We start from the raw sequence: 21,870 nt of genomic DNA, 5'->3' as shown, positions 1-21,870 counted from the left end.
TTTTTGTTTAAAAATTCAAATTATTTTTGTTGAAAAAAATGATATAACGCCCCTATTAAATTAGCATTATTATAAAATTTACATGTATTAACCTGTGGTATTACCAGCTGGTTAGTTTGTTTGTTAATATCATCAATTGCTTCATTGATCATTTTAATTAACAGTGGTTGTTTAGAGATTCCCCCACCAATTAAAATGATTTCTGGATCATAAATATATTGCAAATTATATAACTGCACGGCAATATCTAAGCAGAAATCCTTTAAAACTGATAATACTCGTTCATCTTGATTATTAGCTAATTCAAAGACATGATAGCCATCAATACTATCAACATTTAAAACTTTAGCAACCCGCTTACATAGTGCAGTCGTTGAAGCAATATCTGACCAGGTCAAAGCTTTATGGTTTTCTTTATCATAATTAACGATAATCGTACTAATTTCACCAGCAAATAGATTTCGACCATGATGAATCTGTTTATTTTTAATAATCGTTCCGCCAATACCAGTACCTAAAACAACAACTACCATATCTTGATAGTCTTTACCATTACCAAGCCAAGTTTCTGCTAATCCAGCACATTTAGCGTCATTTTCTATGGTAACTTTAATATTATCACAAGCTTTAGATATTTCTTCAGTCAAACAGACTCCTTGTAAATAAGGATGAGCAACGATTATTTCAATAATACCCTTAGCTGCATTAATTACCCCTGGTGAAGAAAAAGCAATTCCAGCGACCTCATTTTTATGTTCTAGATATATTTTTTTAATACTAGCTACAAACATCTCTAAACTAGTAATTTCCTGAGCCGAAAACTCCCATTGTTGACTTATTTGTCCTTGATCATTCATCAAACAATATTTTATTACTGTTCCCCCAATATCAAATACTAAATACATAAAATTTTCCTCCTTGTCATTATCATAACATATAAAAAGGATTAAAGTTTAGCTTTAATCCTAAATATCTTTATTTAAAATATTTTTATAAGTTAATCCATACAACAAGCAAGAACCTGCTATATAAACAATCATTATCAATGTACCATTTAAACTATTATTAAAAAAATCAATCGCATAGTTGCCTAAATCATAATCAGGCATTGCATTAATAAATAAGTTTGTAAATAAATTAAGCATATTCAACTGTGACAATGGTGCTTCTAAATTAGACACCAATCCAAAGAACTGATGACTAATTAAAGCAAGATGATAATTAATATCAAAATAATATAAGTGCCAGCTATTATAAATATCTTGCATATACAACCGCATGATTGGAATAATTCCAAAAACAATCATCGCTAGAAACACCAATAATATTACTGCAGGTGCTTTCTTTTTAAAACAGCTAGATAAAAAACTGCCAATACTCCCTATAATAAATATTAAAACAATCCCATAGCCAATAAACATGATACTATCTTTTAAGATTACTTCTAAAATATCCTTTTCTACCTGACTAGACAAAGTAAAACTAAAAATAAAGGCGGCATAAATTATTAATAAATACCCAATTGCTCCTAAAAATAACCCCAATATTTTACCTAGAACTAACTGTAATCTAGAAATTGGTTTTGATAACAACAGTCTAATCGTTCCTTCATGAATTTCACTTGCAAATAAACCAGTTGCATAATTAGCTACAATAACCCAGATAACTAACCCTGATAAAAAGACAAAACCAAAAACAATATACATAATTTCAATATTTAGGGCTAAATTAGAATAAGAAGTATTTTGATTAAATAAATTTAGATAAACTCTTGATAAAACAAAACCTAATGCACCTGATATTAAAACACTAACTAGTACTGGTACTGGTTTAAACATCTTAATAAAAGTCTTCTTTAACAATACTTTCATTCTTTTCCCTCCATAAATCGCTGATACAACTTATCCAAAGAAATATGATCATCTTGTAACAATTTAAGATCATAATCATTTTCATAAACAAATTTAACAATTTTCTTTTTACAAACCACCTTATCTTCAACCATTAATCTTATAACATTATCTTCTAGCGCAAAATGAAAATCATTATCTTTTAAATAAGCAATCAAAGCCTCATTATTACTACAACTAACTAATACATGTTTTAAATTAAATTGATTCAAAACAATATCTAAAGGCTGATTAATTATCACACTACCTTTATTAATCATAATTACATGATCAATAATTGTTTCCAATTCTGTTAATACGTGTGAGCTAATCAATATTGTCATTTCTTTTTGTTTTACTAATTTTTTTAAAGTCAAAATAATTTCATAACGGCTAGTTGGATCAAGATTGGCGGTTGGCTCATCTAATAATAAAATCTCCGGATTAGCCAATAAAGCTTGAATAAGACCTACTTTCTTTTTCATCCCAGTTGAAAATTTAGTTACCTTTTTTAACATATGTTCTTGTAGATCAAATTCTCTTATCCATTTTAAAGAACTTGTCAAAGATTCATCATAACTTAAATTAGCCAGCTGGCCCATGTATACCAGATACTCTAAACAGCTCATATCACTATAAAAACTAGGAAACTCAGGAACATAGCCAATAATCGCTTTAGCTTCAACCGAACCAAAATAATGTCCTTTAATACTACCATGACCACTGCTTGGCAACACTAAGCCCATGATCGTTGAAAGGGTTGTTGATTTTCCAGCTCCATTTGGTCCAATTATGCCATATATCTTGCCTTTTTCTAATGCTAGATTGATATCATTTAAAGCTTTGAACTTCCCAAATTTTTTATTTATATGATTAGCTTCAATTATCTTTTCCATTTTTTATCCCTGCCTTTTTAATTAGATAATACTTAGGACCCATCACTAAGCCAGCACTGCCAAGTAGAATAACCACCATTAATATCATGATCATATATCGTGACATTCCACTTTTTTCAACAACTATTGTAGTTTGTAAATGCGTTACTTTACCATGACCATCATCATAAGAAAACAATAATTGATGATCACCTGGTAACATTTTGAAACTAATCGTATTTTCAGTAGTCATCGTTACTAATTCACCTTGATCATATACGGACATAATACCATTTTTATTACTTTCATATTTAACTGTCAAATCACCATTAGAAACTTCATTATTATTTAAACCCGTCATTTTAAAATCACATTGAAAATCAAAACTATATAAGCTTACATCATCTGTTTCTAATAACAACCGACCATTTGTTAATGCTTTAGCACTCTTAATTTTCTTTTTCACACCAGCAACTACTTGTTCATCCTGGTAATCATATATTTGTTGTATATTTTCATCAAAGTAGATTATTAAATTTTGTCCCTTTACCGCAACTAAATCATTATCAGTATAATCTTCTTTACTTAATCGAATTCTTTTTAGCTCTTTAAGACTATTACCATCGATTATAACTAAAAACGTGCCATAATCATCATGTTCATAACTATCGAGATAAGTTAAATAACCATATTCATTAAACCCGTCATCATCTAAATCATTAATAGCAACAATTTTTGAATCATCATTTATCTTAAACTCTACAATATTATCTAATGGCACTGGTGTATCACTACTATACAAATTACTTTCAAAGCTGGTATAACTAAACAAAACACTACCATCTTGACCACTGATTACATCAAAAAGATAATCACCATGATTAAAGATAATATCTTTTTTACCATCATGATTAAAATCATTTTCACTAAGACTAAAAGTTTCCCCATAGTCCAAAACACCTTGTTCCATCAAAGCAAATTTCATTGTTAAATCTTTACAATTTATCACTTGATAATTTTGGCACTTATTATCATTGTAACCATTGATAACAATCTCATTGATTCCATCACCATCAATGTCTCCTAGTACTTTACCAAAAGCATTATTTAGTAGTTTTTTATCATATGTTTTAAAAATATTAGTTTTTTCATAACTGATATTATAGCCATCTTTTTTAGAATAATAGAGTCGCATTTCTGTTTCCCCTAAATTTATCAAATCAGTTATGCCATCATTATTAATATCACCTGTTTCTAAAGCCATGGTCATCCCTTCAAATGATGGCTGATAATAACTTTTAAAAGTTTTAGTTACACCATCGATAAGATAATCATCTACTAATATTTCCTGGCTGCCATCATTATTTAAATCACTAAAATAATCGATTTTAGCACCCTTTAAATAATTTTCATAATATTTACCATCAAGATATCCTTTATCTAATAAAACCTTGCTATCGTTTATTTTGCCACTATTTAAATCAATATCAATAATATGACTAGCTATAACTTGATTAACATTATTAATTTCATTGACTAAAGCTAAAATATGATTTTGCTTAGCAATATAATTAATAGCTTCAAAACCGTTATTTAAATAATCACTACTAACAGAAAAACTCATTAATGAACTTTCATCCAAAGCTATCTTTCTAATTTCTGTAATTTTTCCATCTTTTTTATACGTAACTAATGTACCATCATCAAGATCTACAATTTTATTAGCAATCTTACTTTCTAGTACATTACCAGTGACTTTTAACTGTTGATCAAGAAGCCAGGAAAAACTATCATTTACTTGCAATAAATAACCAGTACTAACTTTCTTTAGCTGGATATTATTATTTTCTTGTCCTGTTTCACCTACCAGAATTTCATTTTGAGCCAAAAGAGAACCATTAAAATCATATATTAGCACTTTTAATTTTCCATCATTTAAAGACGCTGGAATTATAATGACATCTTGATTCTGGTATTTACCAGTTACTAGATTACTTGATTGTAAATTATAATTTTCTAAAGCAAATTTTGCTTTAACACTCATATCATTTAAGTCCACTAGATAAATACCTGGTTTTTCACGATCACTTCCATTTTGGTTAAGAGCCATATTTCCAAAATAACTGCTTACTAATAGTAAATCCTGCGAAATCATTTGCATCTGATAGCCCATAAAGTCATAATCATTAAGACCAGTTGGCGCTAACTTTGAATACATAGAATTATCTTGAAGATTTTTACTTAGAACGCTTTCGATATTTTCATTTAATACTACTGTTTTAATAATATTACCGGTTTGCTTATCTATTTGACATAAACTGCTATCTTCGAGAGTGACATAAATGTTTCCATTTATTTCAATTAGATCCCAAACATTTAAGTTCACCTCTTGCTTACCTATATACTCGATATTTATTGAATATGGATTTACTAAGGAATTACGATAAAGTAAATCACCATGTTTATCTAAACAAATAATCTGTCCTAATTGATTACCAGCAATTATCCGATCTTTTAAGACTACCATTTTCCATAAGTTATCTTTATCTTCATAATCAAAAATAATTTCTTGTTTAACCGGATCAAAAGCAACTAAATGATAATCATAAATATAATAAATAATTCCATCACTATAATTAATTGAACGAGTTTTACTATTCTTGATTAATTTATTACCTTTTTCATCAAACATCTCATAAGTATGTTTTGATGAATAAACAACTTTAGAAGATTTAGCACTAATAATTTTTATATCATCATAATTATCTTCACTGTCTAAATATACAAATACATCCCTGATACCATCTTGATCAATATCATCAATAACCATAAAATCTTTAACAGGAAATTCTGTATCAATCTTAAAATCACTATTAACCAATAATAAACTATCATCACTAGATACCATAAGTCCCTGTAAATCATCAGACAAGACTATTTCCTGTCCCAAACATTTTGCATTAATAACTTTCCCTTCATTATAACTAACTAAACTGCTATTTGAAGTAATAGCTTTAATATCTTTAAAATTTACATTACACAAAATTAAAGTTACTAAGCATATCTTAACAATCCTTTTCACATTCTTTTCCCTCCTAATATAACTGTATTATTTCAATTAATACAGTTATATTATAACATTCAGTTAACTGTACCACAACAAACGATACAGTTTATATTTCTTAATAATTCTAAAGAAATCGACACTAAAATACATATTTCCCAGGAAATAACAATTAAAATTATGATTTTGCTATTAAAAAGAGAATAATAATGTTAAAATAAAAGTAATAGATGATTCATATTTAATAGATTTGGGATAAAAATAAATAAAGGAGGAATGGACCCATGGATCAATTAAAAAAAGAAATCGAAGCCGCTAAAAACGGAGAAAGTAAATTAATCTTAATCATCGGTAAACCTGGTAGTGGAAAATCTAAAGTTATTCATGAATACAGTGATGAAACAGGTGTGCCAATTTTAAATCTAGATCAGATTTTTGGTACTAGCTGTGATGATATTGAAACTGTAATGAATGATTTTTTAAAGAATTATGACAAAGATGTCTTACTAATTGATAATAAACGTGTACTTTACGCTAAAGATTCTAAGATTGATATGCTTTCTTTTTTGAAAAAACTAACTGAAAAAATAATAGTAGTAGCTACTTGGAATGGAATGATCGAAGATAATAAGTTAATTCATATCCGTTCAAAATTACCAGCAAATTTGGAATACCCATTAGATAATGAAAATATAAAATTTATTCAAAAATAATAGTCGTAGAAATTCTACGACTATTTTTTCATTTCTTTAATTACTTTTTGACGAGTAAATTCTTCACGTTCTTTTTCTTCTAAGGCCTCAGTAATTACTTTTACTGTTGATTCAAAACGAGGAATTGAAATATTTTTTAACGCATTAGCTCTTTTTTGAGTTTTTCTAATTGTATTAGCTAAACGATAAACACTATTTTCAACCTCTGCTAATAATACTGTTAATTGTTTTACTTTGTAAAAACAATTATAAGCATAGTCAACTTTAGAATTAGAACGTTCAATATCATATGTCATTTTCAATGGTTGTTTATTATAAGAAATTTTAGGAATTTCAACTCCCATAACACTACGATAAGCAATTGAAATACCATAATCTTCAGGAATACTATTTACAATATCACTAATTAACCCCATTGAAATATTAGCTTCTTGTAAAGCATCGTAAGCTTCTTGATATGAAGAAGTTATTTGTTCACGGATTACTTTAACATCATCTAATAATGACATCATTTCTTTGATCAAAACATTTCTTTTTTGATCCATTAAGCTATATCCTAGGTTAGCTAATTGCAATGATTTTTTCATCGCAATTAGATTACCTTTAGTAGGAACTACTTTAAGAGCCATGATTATTCACCTTCTCTTTGTAATTCTTTAATAATTTTCTTTTCTTTGATATTAAAACGTTGCATTGCTTTTTCATGATTATAATATTGGTCTAATAAAGCATTATCCAAACGATCTAATGCTTCTCTTGGTAATACTGAAACTAAGTCCCAACCAAGATCCAAAGTTTCTTCAATGCTACGATTAGTATTAAATCCTTGATTAATAAAATGTTCTTCAAATAAATTACCAAAAGTAATATATTTCTTATCTAAATCTGATAACTCATCTTCACCAATAACTGATGTTAAAGAACGAACATCCTGGACATGGGCATAACATGCAAATAACTGGTTAGCAATATCTTGATGATCTGCTCTTGTATACCCTTCACCAATACCATCTTTCATCAAACGGCTAAGTGATGGTAAAACACCAACTGGTGGATAAATACCTGCTGAGTTTAAATCTACATCTAATGTAATTTGTCCTTCAGTAATATACCCAGTTAAATCCGGAACCGGATGAGTAATATCGTTATTAGGCATAGTTAAAATTGGAATTTGAGTTACTGAACCCTTAGCACCTTGAATGATACCAGCTCTTTCATATAATGAAGCTAAGTCTGAATATAGATATCCTGGGTATCCTTTACGAGCTGGAATTTCACCTTTACTTGATGAGAATTCACGTACGGCTTCACAATATGAAGTAACGTCAGTATAAATTACTAATACGTGCATATCTTGTTTAAATGCTAAATATTCAGCAGCTGTTAATGCACAACGTGGTGTTAAAGTACGTTCAATGATTGGATCGTTAGATAAGTTTAAAAACATTACAACTCGATCCATAACGCCTGCTTCTTTAAAACTACGTTTGAAATATTCAGCAACGTCATTAGTTACCCCCATAGCTGCAAAGACAACTGCAAATCCTTCACCAGATTCATCAGCGATTTTAGCTTGTTTAACGATTTGAACCGCTAAACGGTCATGAGGTAATCCAGATACTGAGAAGATTGGTAATTTTTGTCCACGAATTAATGTTGCTAGACAGTCAATAGATGAAATTCCAGTATTAATATAGTTTCGTGGATAAACACGAGCAACTGGATTTAATGGCAACCCATTAATATCCATTTGTTCTTCAGCATAAATTTCTCCTAAACCGTCAATTGGACGACCAGCACCACTAAAAATTCTTCCTAAGATTTCTTTAGAAACTGGCAATTCCATTGGTTTACCAAGTAATCTGGTTTTAGTGTTTTCAAGTGATAAGCCATTAGTTCCTTCAAAAACCTGAACTACAACTCTTTCACCTTCGATTTGAACAACACGTCCTAAACGTGTTGTTCCATCATTTATTTGTATTTCTACCATTTCATCGTATGAAGCACCTTTAACGTGGTCTAAAACGACTAATGGTCCATTGATTTCATTTAAACCTACATATTGTAGTGACATAATCATTTTCCTCCTACGCTACAGAATTTATTGCTTCATCAATATCATGATAATAAGTGTCTAATTTAGCAATGTTATCATTAGGAACATCATATTTCATCTTGATTACTTGATCAAAAATACCAGTATCAACAATACGACGAACTACTTTCCCTTGATTTACAGCTTCTTTACAACGTTTATTTAGATATAAGATGACTTCCATCATTTTTAATTGTTTTTCCATTGGTACATAAGTATCATCTTTATGGAAAGCATTTTGTTGTAAATAACCAACTCTTACTACTTTAGCAATTTCAATAATTAATTTTTGATCTTCTGGTAATACATCAGGTCCCATTAATTGTACGATTTCATTTAATTTAGCTTCTTCAGCTAAAATATATGAAATTTCTTGACGATCACTAACAAATTTAGGACTAACGTTTTTGTTGTACCATTTTTCAAGATCATAAACATAATCACTATAGCTTTGAGTCCAGTTAATAGCAAAATAGTGACGAGCATAAGCTAATGCTTTATCTAGAGCCCAGAAACAACGTACAAATCGTTTTGTATTTTGAGTGACTGGTTCTGAAAAGTCAGCACCTTGTGGTGATACGGCACCAATAATTGATACTGAACCATCTTGACCATTTAAAGTTTCCATATATCCAGCTCGTTCATAGAATTGAGATAAACGAGATGGTAAGTATGCTGGGAACCCTTCTTCAGCTGGCATTTCTTCAAGACGACCAGAAATTTCACGAAGTGCTTCAGCCCATCTAGAAGTAGAATCTGCCATAATGGCAACATGATATCCCATATCACGATAATATTCTGCTAAAGTAATTCCAGTATAGATACTAGCTTCACGAGCAGCAACTGGCATGTTTGAAGTGTTGGCAATTAATACAGTTCTATCAGTTAATGGTTTACCACTTTTAGGGTCAATCAATTCACTGAATTCTTCAAGAACTTGAGTCATTTCGTTACCACGTTCTCCACAACCTACATAAACGATAATATCAGCATCACACCATTTTGCAATTTGGTGTTGAGTCATTGTTTTACCTGTACCGAAACCACCAGGAATCGCTGCAGTTCCACCTTTAGCAATTGGGAACAATGTATCAATAACACGTTGTCCAGTTACTAATGGGATACTAATTGGTAAACGTTTAGCAGTTGGACGAGCTTGTTTAATTGGCCATTTTTGACATAATGTACATTCGATGATTTTTCCTTGATCATCTTCAATTTTCATCACTACGTCATTAACTGTATATTGCCCATCATTAGCTACTTCAACTACTTTTCCGCTAATTAAAGGACTGACCATACATTTATGAACAATTAAATCAGTTTCTGGTAAAGTAGCATAAATATCGCCACCTTTAACATAGTCACCAACTTTAACTGTCATTGTTACATCCCATTTTTTATTGACATCTAAAGAATCAACGTTACTTCCTGCTTGAATAAAAGCACCTGTTTGTTCTTCAAGAGCTTTTAAAGGACGTTCGATTCCATCGAAAATATTTCTTAAGATACCTGGGCCAAGCGTTGCACAGATAGGTGATCCCGTTGAGACAACTGGTTCACCAGGTTTAAGACCAGTAGTTGTTTCATATACCTGGATGGTAGTAAATTCTTTAGAGATTGAAATTACTTCACCCATTAATGAATCATTACCGACATACACCATTTCTAACATTGAAAAAGATACAGTATCTTTTACTTTGACAACGGGTCCATTAATTGAATAAATTACATTATTGCTCATATTTAACCCCCTGTTTTATTTAATCATTAATCCTGATGTTTTATAGAACCAGTCTTTTTGATTCTCTAAAGCAAAGTCTAATGATTCATCAATTACGACATTATTTGCTTTATTTTCAATAATAAAACCACCTATTTTAATTTGATCACTTGTTTTAACATCTAAATCAATACCATAAGCACTAATTAAATCAGCTTGATACTTTACATCTTCTTGACGTAAATATAATGTTGAATTTTCCATTTGATATGTAGTACCAATAGATTTCATGTGATCAACTAAATATCCGTGATATTCATCACTGTTTACAAAAGCAACTAGTTTTTCTTTTGCTTGATTAAAAATATCAGCTACATATTCATCTCTTTTAGTAACTAATAATTTAGTTTTTTCTTCTTGAGATAAAGAAGCTTCAACACTAGCATTAGAAGAAATTTCAGCTAATTCTTTATCTAATAAAACATCAGCATCTTTTTTAGCTTCAGCTTTAATCTGGTTATAGATTTCTTCTTCTAATTCCTTAGCTTCATTTAAAATCTTTTCTTCTTCCTTGCTAGCTAACCTTTCAATTTCTTCTTTCATATAAAGAAATACTTGTTCTTTCTTTTCCATAGCATTCCCCTTCTATAACTTAACCCCGATTGCTTCAGATACATATTTGTCAATCGTTTCTCCAATCATTGAATCACCATGACGATCTGGTATCTCTACTAGCAATGGTTTTTGTTGTTTTAACTTGATTTCTGAAATAATATCAGGCGCTAATTCAATTAATTTAGTAGTAATTAAGATAATTCCAATCGAATCATCTTTTAATTTTGTTTCCAATAACTCCAAAAATTCACGACGTTTATGGACTACTTCGCCTTCAATTCCTACTAATCTAAGTCCAACTTGAGTATCGACATTATCACTTATACAATAAAATCGCATAATGATCACATTCTTTCAATTAAAGATTGTTAATAATTAAGATTGAAATTAATAACCCGTAAATAGCAACCCCTTCACCTAAGGCTACGAAGATTAATGATTTACCAAAGTTCTTTTCATTTTCAGAGAATGCACCAATAGCAGCTGGAGCAGCAGCAGCAACGGCAATACCTGCACCTAATGCTGATAATCCAGTAGCAAGAGCAGCAGCTAAGAAACCTAACCCTTGAGCAATTGTACCTGTAATAGATTCAGTTCCGGCAGCTTGTACTCCGTTAGTAACAGCAGCTAAATATAAAGCTAAACATACAGCTCCGGCAAATCCTGCTACGTGAGTAGCTAATCTAATTTTTGCTGATTTAACACTTACTTTTCCTTTAAATACTGAAATTAATGGTAATGATAATAAAATAACTACTAATGCTGGTAAAATAAATTCTAAAACTGTCATAATGACTTCCTCCTCAACTTTTAATCCTCTTTAATAGTTCTAAATGGAATTCCGTTTCCTTCATAATATCTACTAAACATTTCGTAGAACTCTAAACGTAAAACTTGAATTCCGACAATTAGTCCTTCTAGACACATTACGAACACGTTACCAATAACGATAACAATGTACTCACCAACTCCTCCAACCATTCCAGCTAGAGTATATACAACCAACATCATTCCTGCATGTGATAATACGAACCCACCTACCCTTAAAAATGACATGGTGTTAGTGATAAACGATAAAACAACTTCGAATAATTCAAAGAACCCTTCTACAAAGAAAGCTCCAAATCCATTAGGAAACATCTTTTTATTTTCTTCAAATTTTCGAATCAATGGTTCCTTTAAGAAAATTAATAGTAAAGGAACTACAATTAAAATTAGAACATAGAATATATTAACAAATCCTAATCCTAAAAACATATTAATAACCAAGCCTAAAATAGAAATATAGAAAACAAGTCCACAAATTCCATTTTGGCTTAAAATAGCTTCGCCTAAATTCTTTTTCTTAAAATTCAAAAACACATTAAATGCCATTGAAATAATAATTAATATAATTCCTAAACAGATGGCTGCAATTAATAAAGTCATTGTATTATCTGGAGACATGGCATTAAACATTGGTATCAATATTTCTTCACTACCAAATACCGAACCAAATACAATACCAAAGATCATACTAGAAATACCTAAACGCATTCCTACTGCCCCTAATTGTAAGCCAAATTTTTTATAAGCAATAAATCCAACGATTGATAAGATTGCACCTTGTCCAACATCACCAAACATAATTCCAAATAACAATGTATATGATAAGGCAACTAACATAGTTGGATCAGCATCATTGTACTTAGGAACTCCATACATCTCGACAAACATTCTAAACGGTTTTGAAAACCAGTTATTTTTTAATAATGTTGGCGGTTGTAAACGCGCATCGCTATTGGCTGGTTTGATATCAACGAAAACATTTTCAATTTCTTCAAAATCTTTTTTAAATTTCTTAGAATTCTTACTTGGTACAAATCCATTAACAGATAAATGATCACCAATAACTACAACATATTTTTGCATTACAGCAACATCATTTAGATGTTTAGAAACAGTATAGATTCGATTCAATTCATCTTGATTATCTTCAAAGAGTTTAGCTATTCTTTTTTGTAATTTATTACTTTGTTCCTTAGCTACGCGAGCTTCTTCTTCAATTTCACCAATAGCTAGTTCTGGTGAACCATGAACAAAGTTAGGAATATAAATTCTTTCAAAATATAAAGATGAAAAGATATTGTCTACTTCTGGAGCATCCCCTGGTGTTGTAATATACATACACCATACATAATGTCCATCATTTTCAAAATCTTTAAAAACAAATGGTAAAGATTCATAATAATCTAATTTCGCGACATTATTTACTGGAATCTTCCCAAATCTAATTTTTAAATACGCACAATTAAATAAATCATCGAAATCAACATCTATTCCAGCTACATGTTTCAATTGAATTACGGCCTCTTGATTTTCAACGATCATTTTTTCTAATTGTTCTCTAACCGCATCAATTCTTTCAACATCTAATAACAAATCATCTAAATATTCTTTAACTCTTAAAACGTTGATCTGATTATTTTTTACTGGTATCTCTTTTAATTCAAATTGATATTTTTTCGATGCATCATTTAATCGTACTAAGATCTCCTCATATAAATTATCTTGATTATAAACACTTAATCCTGTAACGCTATCAATAAACTTTGTGGCCAACTCTGGGTTAAAATCATCATGGTCAAAAAGCTTTAGCAATACCTCATTATAGTGCTCCTTTTCAAAATTTATACTGAGTAGATCTAATTTAGCAATCGCCATTATACCCCTCCTCTACACTTTTATTGATCTACGGACAATCTTTTTGATGATTAGCAGTATAATGATTGCTACAACCCATATCACAACGCCAAACATTAAAGTATGAACAATATGAATTGGCATATCTATAAGCGGTGTATAAAGTTCGATTTGATAAAAGCATGTTCCATAAACCAAACCACCTAGTAATACCGCTACACCAACACGTTTTAAGATTTCACTAAAATTATTAGTGCCCTTAATTGATACTATAAACCCAATTACGATTAATAACAAGCCAACACCGATATCTCCTAGACAAATTGCGCCAATTAATAGTGATAAAATAGCTACAATTGTTGTTGGATCAAAACGATCTCCTGTCTGGATCGATAAAATATTACTAAACGGTTTAGTTAACCAGTTATTTTTTGTTAATACTGGTGCAATAATATTTCTATTTTCATAAATATTTGCAGGTAGTTCAATTACTTTCACACTTTCAACATCATCAAATCGATTTTTTATTTCTTCAATACTTAAACTTGTAAAGAGATAAATGGCAGCTTTTTGTGAAAAATCAACTACATAACAGCATTTGTCATATAATTTTTTCAAATTATATACTCTAGTAAAATCTTCTAAAAGCTGTTCTTGATATTCGTTTTTAACATTTTCTAATTTAACTTCCATTTTGGCTGCATATTTTTCCATTGCCGCAGCTTCTTCAGTTAACATATCAATTGCTTCATCCATTTTACCATGAGCAAATTCAGGTAATTCTACTGATTCAAAAGCCATTGATGAAAAAGCATTGTCAATTTCAGAAATATTTTTTGTTAATCCTACATATGCAATCCAAACATATTGTTTAGTACGACTTAATTCTTTAAAAACGAATTCATAATCACGATAATACTTAATTTTATCGTATTCACTTACCGGTAAACGACCAAAACGACAAGTGATGTATTTTGTATTTTTAACATCATCGACACTTATATCTGATTCTCTAAGATTTTTTAATAATGTAATTGCCTGATCATTTTCATCTTTTTCTTTTAAGATATCTTCTTTAATTGTAACAATTTCATCAATCTTAGTATTTACTTCTTCAATTAAGTTTTTAACTGATGCTACATTTATTTCTTGATATTCATTATCTTGAACATTTCCGTTTAAACCTAAACGATTCAAGACATGATAAAGGTTATCAAGGACTTCATTATATGGATTAGTTTGATCCATAACTGATACACCTTTAACATTATTGACTATTTTTTTCGAATCTTGAGGAAACATTTCTTCCTGATATTCAGTCATCTTAATAAGCATTTTTATTAAATCTCTATTTTCAAAAGAAATATTGTAAAAATGCGTTTTTATAATTGCCATAATAACATGTCCTCCTATGCATAAATCAACGTATCTTCAATACTCGATGCGTCACGGCCATATCTAATACCTTCGATAATATGTTTTAAATTATCTATTTCAATTCTTTGTAGAATTGAATATGTCAAATATACTAATGGCCCGCTGCTTGAAAAACGCATATTTCTTTTTGCCACATTATATTTAACCTCTTCAACATAATATTCTATATATGGATAATCATGATCACCCAAATATACTTTAAATCGTGAATTAGCTAACAGTTTCATTAATTCATCTGCATCAGCCGCTTCAATCAATTTATCATACATCCGAATCGGAATTCGTGAAAATTCTAAAAACAATGAATTTTTAATTACCTCATTAGATTCATTAAAATACTTTTTATAGCGATAGATCTTAGTAATATTGGCAAGTTCAATTGTTACGAAAATCAAATCAAGCAAATCTTTTCTTTCACTACCACTAAAATATTTATTTATCAATTCGACATAAACATGATAATACAACGACTTTAACTTTCTTTCTAAGCCATTAATATCTATTGGATCTCTAAAATCAAAATTAGCTAAAATCCGATAATAACGGGTATTTTTTAAATAAGTAATCAATCCTTTATAACTATCAACATTTACTAGCCCATAAACATTAAAACTCAATTTACTAGCTAAGTAATCTGGTATTTCCAAAGAAAAACTAGCAGTATCTTTTTCTTTGATACTAATAACTTTATCAACGATCAATCCAATTTCAATCGCTATAATTTCCTGGCGATAAAAATCCAGATTTTTTCGTGGTGCATACTTCATCAATCTAGTACAGCGAGAAAAATATTCTTCATTTAAAGCTGCCTCTAACTGATGACGATGAACGTTTCGCACATTAATGTTTTTTAAAGCATCACTATAATTAGTTTGTGTCTTTAAATAAGTGACCATATCACCAAGTGTTTGCTTACGACACAACTCACTATATGATTCCTCTTTAAGACGATTACCATACATTGCTTTTGCTTTAGCACATAAAGCATTTGATGACAAAGCCATAAATATCACCTACTTACCTAAACATCTTGTGACAATGTCACTTACCCAGCGCTCTTTATTTTGATTGTAAAGATTTTCTAATTTTAATAATGTCTCTTGATAATTTTGTTCTAACTGTTTAGCATCAGCTTGATTTTTATCTTGCAGCTGTGCTTTATGTTCTTCAATTTTCTCATTTTGTTTGGAAACAAAACTATCGTAGATTTCTTTTCTTTTTTCATTCATGTTCGCCTGAGCGTTTAATTTTTTAGCTTTAGCAGCTTCAACACGTTCAACACATTGGCGATCAACTTCTACTAATCTTTGAATTACATCGTCCATAAATATAGTCCTCCTTTACTTGTGTTTAGTATACTCCTAAATTTTCAAAATGCAATGGTAATAATACAATTTTAATTAGGAAATAAAACTGCTATTGTGACCCCTTATAATTAGCTAATATCACAAAAAATTTACCTAAAAAACCAACTATTTAATCCAAAATAAAAATCTATTTAAAACCATCAAAAATAAATTTATTACAATTATTCAACAAATTTAATTTTCCTACCAATTTAAATCCACTATTAAGATTCATTTTCCTAAATTACTAATTTCGTAAATTTTTCTTAACAAAAACTATTAAAACCAATTAAATTCATCATATAATTTTATCTTTTTTATTAATAATTATTCGATATTATTAACTAACTACTCTTTTTAAAACAAATAATTAACAATAATTTATATAAATTAATAATAGTTGATTTTTTATTTTATCAAATAACTAGTTTATCAATTATTTTGTTTGAGTGTCCTTTAAACTTGTGCTAAAGTATTAGATAAGTGAGGTTATAAATATGGTTAAAGAAAGAATAGAAGAATTAAGAAAATTAATGAAAGAACATGGAATCGATCTTTATATCATTCCTACAAGTGACTATCACCAAAGTGAATATGTAGGTGAATATTTTGGCGCTCGTAAGTATATGTCTGGCTTTACTGGTTCGGCTGGAACTTTAATTGTTGGTTTAGATGAAGCAAGATTATGGGTTGATGGACGTTATCATATTCAAGCTGAAAAACAAACTGCCAATACTGGAATCACATTGATGAAAATGGGATTAGCCGGGGTTGATACAATTAATGAATACTTAGAAAAAAATGCTGATAAAACTGTTGGTTTTGACGGTCGAGTAATGTCATATCAAGAAGTTTTAAATATGAAAAATAAAGTTATCAGCAATGTTGATCTTGTAAATGAAATCTGGCATGATCGTCCTAGCATTAGCCATGAACCAGCATTTATTTACGATGAAAAATATTGTGGTGAATCTCGCGGTTCAAAATTACAACGTTTACGAAAAGCAATGAAAGATTGTAATCATCACATTATTACTAGTTTAGATGATATCGTTTGGCTATTTAATATTCGTGGTAATGATGTTCCTTGCAATCCAGTTGTTTTATCGTATGCATTAATTAATCAAGAAGATGCTTATTTATATGTTCAAGATGGCGTTATTGATGCTAAAATTGAAGCAATATTAAAACGTGATAGCATCTATATTAAAAACTATAACGATATTTATGATGATGTTGAAAAATTAACAGGTAAAGTTTTATTAGATAAACAAATTGTCAATTATGAAATTTGCCGTCGTTTAAACTGTGAAATTGTTAATGGACCAAATCCAACTCAATTATTTAAAGCAATTAAAAATAAAACCGAAATCGAAGCTACTAAATACGCCCATATTAAAGATGGTGTTGCTGTAACTAAATTTATGTACTGGCTAAAAACAAACGTTGGAAAAATCCCAATGGATGAAGTCAGCATTTCTGATAAACTTGAAGAATTCAGAAAAGCTCAAAAAGATTTCTATGACTTAAGCTTTGATACTATTTGTGCTTATAAAGAAAATGCAGCCTTAATGCATTATAAAGCAGAACCTGGTAAATGTGCGACCGTTACTAATGAAGGGTTATTATTAATTGACTCTGGGGGACAATATTTTGATGGAACAACTGATATTACTAGAACATTTGTATTAGGAAATATTAGTGATATTGAACGTCGTGATTACACAGTTGCCTTAAAAGCTTTATTAAGATTACAAGATGCTCGTTTTATCGCTGGAACAACTGGGCCAAATTTAGATTTATTTGCTCGTGAAATGGTTTATAAATATAATCTAGATTACCGCTGTGGTACTGGTCATGGGGTAGGTCATTTCTTAAATGTTCACGAAGGACCTAATGGTTTCAGACCAAAAGATCGTCCTGGATCTAATGCAATGTGTGCTTTTGAACCAGGTATGATTACTACTGATGAACCAGGTATCTATATTGAAAATAGTCATGGTGTTCGTCATGAAAATGAATTATTATGTGTTGAAACAGCTAATAATGAATATGGTCAATTCTTAAGATTTGAACCTATTACAATGGTGCCTTTTGATTTAGATGGTTTAGATTTAAACTTATTATCTAATCATGAAATTGAACAAATCAATGAATATCATCAATTAGTATTTGATACTATTGCTCCATATTTAACTAGTGAAGAAAAAAGCTGGTTACAAGCTAATTTATTAATTAAATAGCTAAAATAAGCTCTAAATCAAACGATTTAGAGCTTTTATTAACTAATGCAAACAACAATTAAACTAACCACATTAATAAGAATTGGAAAATACCAATGACTATACTTACCAATCTTCTTTTTACCAATCCAATCTGGTTTCTTTAATGAAATTATCATATAAAGACAATGACAAACAAAACCAGCCAAAGTTGTAAATAATACAAAAGACCATTTATTTACATAAGTAACATTTCCTAAACCCGAAATATGTCCAACAATTTCTTGAGGAATCATTGAATTAAAAATGATATAAACTAAAATTGGTATAAAACATAAAAATCCATATTTTATCTTTGCCATTTTAAATTTCTATCTCCCCATATTCATCAATTATATATTCGATTACTTTGCCTTGTTTTAAAGATTCTTGAATATTGATCAATCGTTGATTAGAAGAGCCACGATACAATAGTGCCAAACTTCTTTTTTCTTCTACATAAAGACCATCAACTAACATATCACCTAGCTTTAATAATGATAGTTTATTTTGATCACTTATAATTTGTTCATAAGTATAACCACTATAAATAACAATATTTAAGTGATGTTTTTTTACTTCCTGGCAAATATATTTTAATGGTTCAATTTGTAACATTGGTTCGCCACCTGATAACGTAATTCCATCTAATAATGGATTATTAAAAATCTCTGCTAAAATTTTATCACAGTCTTCTACATAGCCACCATCAAGAGGATGGCTTTGAGGATTATGACAGCCAGGACAATGATGCAAACAACCTTGAGTAAAAATCGTATATCGTAATCCTGGACCGTCAACAATTGAATCATTGACGGTACCAAATAATCTAATTTCCATTATTCTTCATTACTTTCTACATCATGTTTTACTCGATCGCTTTCTTCAGCTTTTTTAGCATCGTTAAAACGATCTAATGAACCAACTAAATAACCGGTAATTCGCCGAATTCGTTCAAAACCATGATGTTCTTTTTCACTACGCCCACAAAGTGGACACACATCATCAATAATTCCATTATAACCACAAACCGGATCACGATCGACTGGATGATTAATTGCCCCATAACCAATTCCGTTATCATGCATTGCTCGAACAATTTTTTCAAATGCGGCAATATTTTTAGTTGGATCTCCATCCATTTCAATATAACTAATATGACCACCATTAGTTAATTCGTGATATGGTCCTTCTAATTCAATCTTTTTATAGGCACTGATTGGATAATAAACAGGAATATGGAAACTATTTGTGTAATAGTCACGATCAGTAACTCCTTCAATTTCCCCAAATAGTTTTTTATCCATTTTTACAAATCTTCCTGATAATCCTTCTGCTGGCGTAGCAATTAAACTAAAATTAAGATGATATTTTTCACTAGCTTTATCCATTGCATTACGCATATGACCAACAATTTGTAATCCTAATACTTGAGCTTTTTCACTTTCACCATGATGATGACCAATTAAAGCTTTTAATGTTTCAGCTAATCCGATAAATCCAACCGTCAAAGTACCATGTTTTAATACTTCTCTTACTTCATCTTCTGGTTTTAATTTATCGCTATCAAGCCATACTTTTTGTCCCATTAAAAACGGATAATTCATTACTTTACGGCGACATTGAATTTCAAAACGTTCTAATAATTGGTCGATACATAAATCAAGCATTTGATCTAGTTTATCAAAAAATTCATTTACATCACCACGACTGCGAATCGCTAAACGTGGTAAATTAATTGATGTAAAACTTAAATTTCCACGCCCAAAACTAATTTCTTTATCAGGATCATAAATATTTCCCATCACACGAGTTCGACAACCCATATAAGCAATTTCAGTTTCTGGTGTACCTTTATAATATTGTTTATTAAATGGCGCATCAATAAATGAAAAGTTAGGGAATAAGCGTTTTGCTGAAGTTCGACAAGCCAATTTAAATAAATCGTAATTAGGTTCTCCTTTATTATAATTAATACCTTCTTTAACTCTAAAGATTTGAATTGGGAAAATTGGTGTTTCGCCATGTCCTAATCCAGCTTCTGTTGCTAATAAAATATTTTTCATGACCATTCTACCTTCACTAGAAGTATCCATACCATAATTGATTGAACTAAATGGTACTTGGGCTCCAGCTCTTGAATGCATTGTATTTAAATTATGAATAAAGGCTTCCATGGCCTGATATGTTTCTCGATCAGTTTCTTTATACGCATTTTTAGTTGCAAAGTCGATGATTTTATCAACATTTTCTTTAATATTATTATTTGCTAAAACCTCTTTTAACTGTTTATCAAAATCTTCATTTTTATCTAAAGCAGGTTTTATAGTCATTTCTTTTTTTATCTTCTTTACTACTTCATCACCGTCAATATCACATAATAATGAAATGGCTTTAGCTAAGTTTTGATAAAAATGTTTATAATATGATTTGCTAACCCCTGGTGCCATTCCATAATCAAAATTTGGAATAGCTTGTCCACCATGTTGATCATTTTGATTAGATTGAATAGCAATACATGCTAGTGCTGCATATGTACTAATACTATTTGGCTCTCTTAAAACACCATGACCAGTTGAAAAACCACCTTTAAATAACTTAATCAAATCAATTTGACAGCATGTTGTTGTCAAGGTTAAAAAATCCATATCATGAATATGAATATCACCATTAATATGAGCACGAGCATGTTTCGGATTTAAAACAAACATTTCATTAAATTGTTTAGCTGCTTCAGCACCATATTTTAACATTGTTCCCATTGGCGCATCGGCATTGACATTAGCATTTTCACGTTTCAAATCACTATCTTTACTATCGGCAAAAGTAATTTCTTCAAAAGTTTTCATTAATCGTGACCGCATATCACGTTCTCTTGTTCGATTAGCACGATATAAAATATATGCTTTGGCAACTCGAACATAACCTTTTTCAATCAATACTTCTTCAACAGTATCTTGAACTAGTTCAACAGTTGGTAGCTCGCTTTTTTTCTTTTCTAGTTTAACTTCAACTATTTTAGCGATATCCATAGCATTTTTTAAATCATATTTACCACCGGTTGCTTGAAAAGCTTTATATATAGCTCCTGCAATTTTATCTAATTCAAATGCGACTAAACGCCCATCTCGTTTTCGAATATTTTCAATCATTACAATTCCCTCCATGTA

19 protein-coding genes are annotated in these 21,870 nt (G+C 30.0%); 2 read left to right on the top strand and 17 right to left on the bottom strand.

All coding sequences use genetic code 11. The annotated features are described in order from the left end of the window. Positions 1-20: 20 nt before the first annotated feature. The 4 genes from B5F09_RS05225 to B5F09_RS05210 are packed head-to-tail and all read right to left on the bottom strand — an operon-like array spanning position 21 to position 5,846. A complete protein-coding gene (locus B5F09_RS05225; RefSeq protein ID WP_087372294.1) occupies positions 21-905 on the bottom strand; it encodes an ROK family protein in 885 nt (294 codons plus the stop codon). A 60-nt stretch (positions 906-965) separates the two neighbouring features. Further along, the gene (locus B5F09_RS05220) at positions 966-1,871 is read right to left on the bottom strand and encodes an ABC transporter permease subunit (RefSeq protein ID WP_087372291.1); all 906 of its coding nucleotides are present in this window, start codon (positions 1,869-1,871) and stop codon (positions 966-968) included. After that, on the bottom strand, positions 1,868-2,785 hold the full coding sequence (locus B5F09_RS05215) for an ABC transporter ATP-binding protein (RefSeq protein ID WP_087300017.1): 918 nt from the start codon (positions 2,783-2,785) through the stop codon (positions 1,868-1,870). The genes B5F09_RS05220 and B5F09_RS05215 overlap by 4 nt, the downstream gene beginning before the upstream one ends. Further along, positions 2,769-5,846: a VCBS repeat-containing protein gene (locus B5F09_RS05210; RefSeq protein WP_087372288.1), complete on the bottom strand. Its 3,078-nt coding sequence runs from the start codon at positions 5,844-5,846 to the stop codon at positions 2,769-2,771. Before B5F09_RS05210 ends, B5F09_RS05215 begins: the two co-directional genes overlap by 17 nt. Positions 5,847-6,112: 266 nt before the next feature. On the opposite strand from B5F09_RS05210, the gene brxF reads away from it, so the two are divergent. After that, positions 6,113-6,541, top strand: coding sequence for a BREX-3 system P-loop-containing protein BrxF (brxF, locus tag B5F09_RS05205; protein WP_087300013.1), 429 nt, complete (start codon positions 6,113-6,115; stop codon positions 6,539-6,541). 20 nt (positions 6,542-6,561) lie between these two features. Here the strand turns inward: brxF and B5F09_RS05200 are convergent, their stop codons facing one another. Genes B5F09_RS05200 through B5F09_RS05155 form a run of 10 tightly spaced genes read right to left on the bottom strand, consistent with a single transcriptional unit; the run spans position 6,562 to position 16,418 of the window. After that, positions 6,562-7,170: a V-type ATP synthase subunit D gene (locus B5F09_RS05200; protein ID WP_087300011.1), complete on the bottom strand. Its 609-nt coding sequence runs from the start codon at positions 7,168-7,170 to the stop codon at positions 6,562-6,564. 2 nt (positions 7,171-7,172) lie between these two features. After that, positions 7,173-8,615 (bottom strand): V-type ATP synthase subunit B, encoded by a 1,443-nt coding sequence (locus B5F09_RS05195; protein ID WP_087300009.1) that lies wholly within the window; start codon positions 8,613-8,615, stop codon positions 7,173-7,175. A 13-nt stretch (positions 8,616-8,628) separates the two neighbouring features. Next, positions 8,629-10,380, bottom strand: coding sequence for a V-type ATP synthase subunit A (locus B5F09_RS05190; protein ID WP_087300007.1), 1,752 nt, complete (start codon positions 10,378-10,380; stop codon positions 8,629-8,631). A gap of 15 nt (positions 10,381-10,395) precedes the next feature. Beyond that, a complete protein-coding gene (locus B5F09_RS05185) occupies positions 10,396-10,992 on the bottom strand; it encodes a V-type ATP synthase subunit E (protein WP_087300005.1) in 597 nt (198 codons plus the stop codon). A gap of 12 nt (positions 10,993-11,004) precedes the next feature. Further along, complete coding sequence (locus tag B5F09_RS05180; RefSeq protein WP_087300003.1) at positions 11,005-11,313, bottom strand: V-type ATP synthase subunit F; 309 nt, start codon at positions 11,311-11,313, stop codon at positions 11,005-11,007. 19 nt (positions 11,314-11,332) lie between these two features. Continuing rightward, a complete protein-coding gene (locus tag B5F09_RS05175; protein WP_087300001.1) occupies positions 11,333-11,764 on the bottom strand; it encodes an ATP synthase subunit C in 432 nt (143 codons plus the stop codon). 20 nt (positions 11,765-11,784) lie between these two features. Next, positions 11,785-13,677 carry a V-type ATP synthase subunit I gene (locus B5F09_RS05170; RefSeq protein ID WP_087372285.1) on the bottom strand — a complete coding sequence of 631 codons (1,893 nt, stop codon included), beginning with the start codon at positions 13,675-13,677 and terminating at the stop codon, positions 11,785-11,787. Positions 13,678-13,689: 12 nt separating this feature from the next. After that, complete coding sequence (locus B5F09_RS05165) at positions 13,690-15,051, bottom strand: hypothetical protein (RefSeq protein WP_087372282.1); 1,362 nt, start codon at positions 15,049-15,051, stop codon at positions 13,690-13,692. A gap of 14 nt (positions 15,052-15,065) precedes the next feature. Beyond that, positions 15,066-16,097: a V-type ATPase subunit gene (locus tag B5F09_RS05160; protein ID WP_087299995.1), complete on the bottom strand. Its 1,032-nt coding sequence runs from the start codon at positions 16,095-16,097 to the stop codon at positions 15,066-15,068. 9 nt (positions 16,098-16,106) lie between these two features. Further along, a complete protein-coding gene (locus tag B5F09_RS05155; protein ID WP_087299993.1) occupies positions 16,107-16,418 on the bottom strand; it encodes a hypothetical protein in 312 nt (103 codons plus the stop codon). 518 nt (positions 16,419-16,936) lie between these two features. On the opposite strand from B5F09_RS05155, the gene B5F09_RS05150 reads away from it, so the two are divergent. Further along, positions 16,937-18,682 carry an aminopeptidase P family protein gene (locus B5F09_RS05150; protein WP_087299991.1) on the top strand — a complete coding sequence of 582 codons (1,746 nt, stop codon included), beginning with the start codon at positions 16,937-16,939 and terminating at the stop codon, positions 18,680-18,682. Between the two features lie 38 nt (positions 18,683-18,720). Here B5F09_RS05150 and B5F09_RS05145 read toward each other — a convergent pair whose 3' ends face one another. Genes B5F09_RS05145 through B5F09_RS05135 form a run of 3 tightly spaced genes read right to left on the bottom strand, consistent with a single transcriptional unit; the run spans position 18,721 to position 21,852 of the window. Further along, entirely contained in the window at positions 18,721-19,023 is a 303-nt protein-coding gene (locus B5F09_RS05145) for a hypothetical protein (RefSeq protein ID WP_087372278.1), read from the bottom strand. A 1-nt stretch (position 19,024) separates the two neighbouring features. Next, entirely contained in the window at positions 19,025-19,540 is a 516-nt protein-coding gene (gene nrdG / locus B5F09_RS05140) for an anaerobic ribonucleoside-triphosphate reductase activating protein (RefSeq protein ID WP_087299988.1), read from the bottom strand. Next, positions 19,540-21,852, bottom strand: coding sequence for an anaerobic ribonucleoside triphosphate reductase (locus tag B5F09_RS05135; protein ID WP_087372275.1), 2,313 nt, complete (start codon positions 21,850-21,852; stop codon positions 19,540-19,542). The genes nrdG and B5F09_RS05135 overlap by 1 nt, the downstream gene beginning before the upstream one ends. Between the last annotated feature and the right edge of the window lie 18 nt (positions 21,853-21,870).

Source organism: Erysipelatoclostridium sp. An173 (assembly GCF_002160495.1).
Classification (GTDB): Bacteria; Bacillota_I; Bacilli_A; order Erysipelotrichales; family Coprobacillaceae; genus Thomasclavelia; species Thomasclavelia merdavium.
The sequence above is the reverse complement of the archived record's forward strand: the minus strand, read 5'-3'. Positions and strand labels throughout refer to the sequence as shown.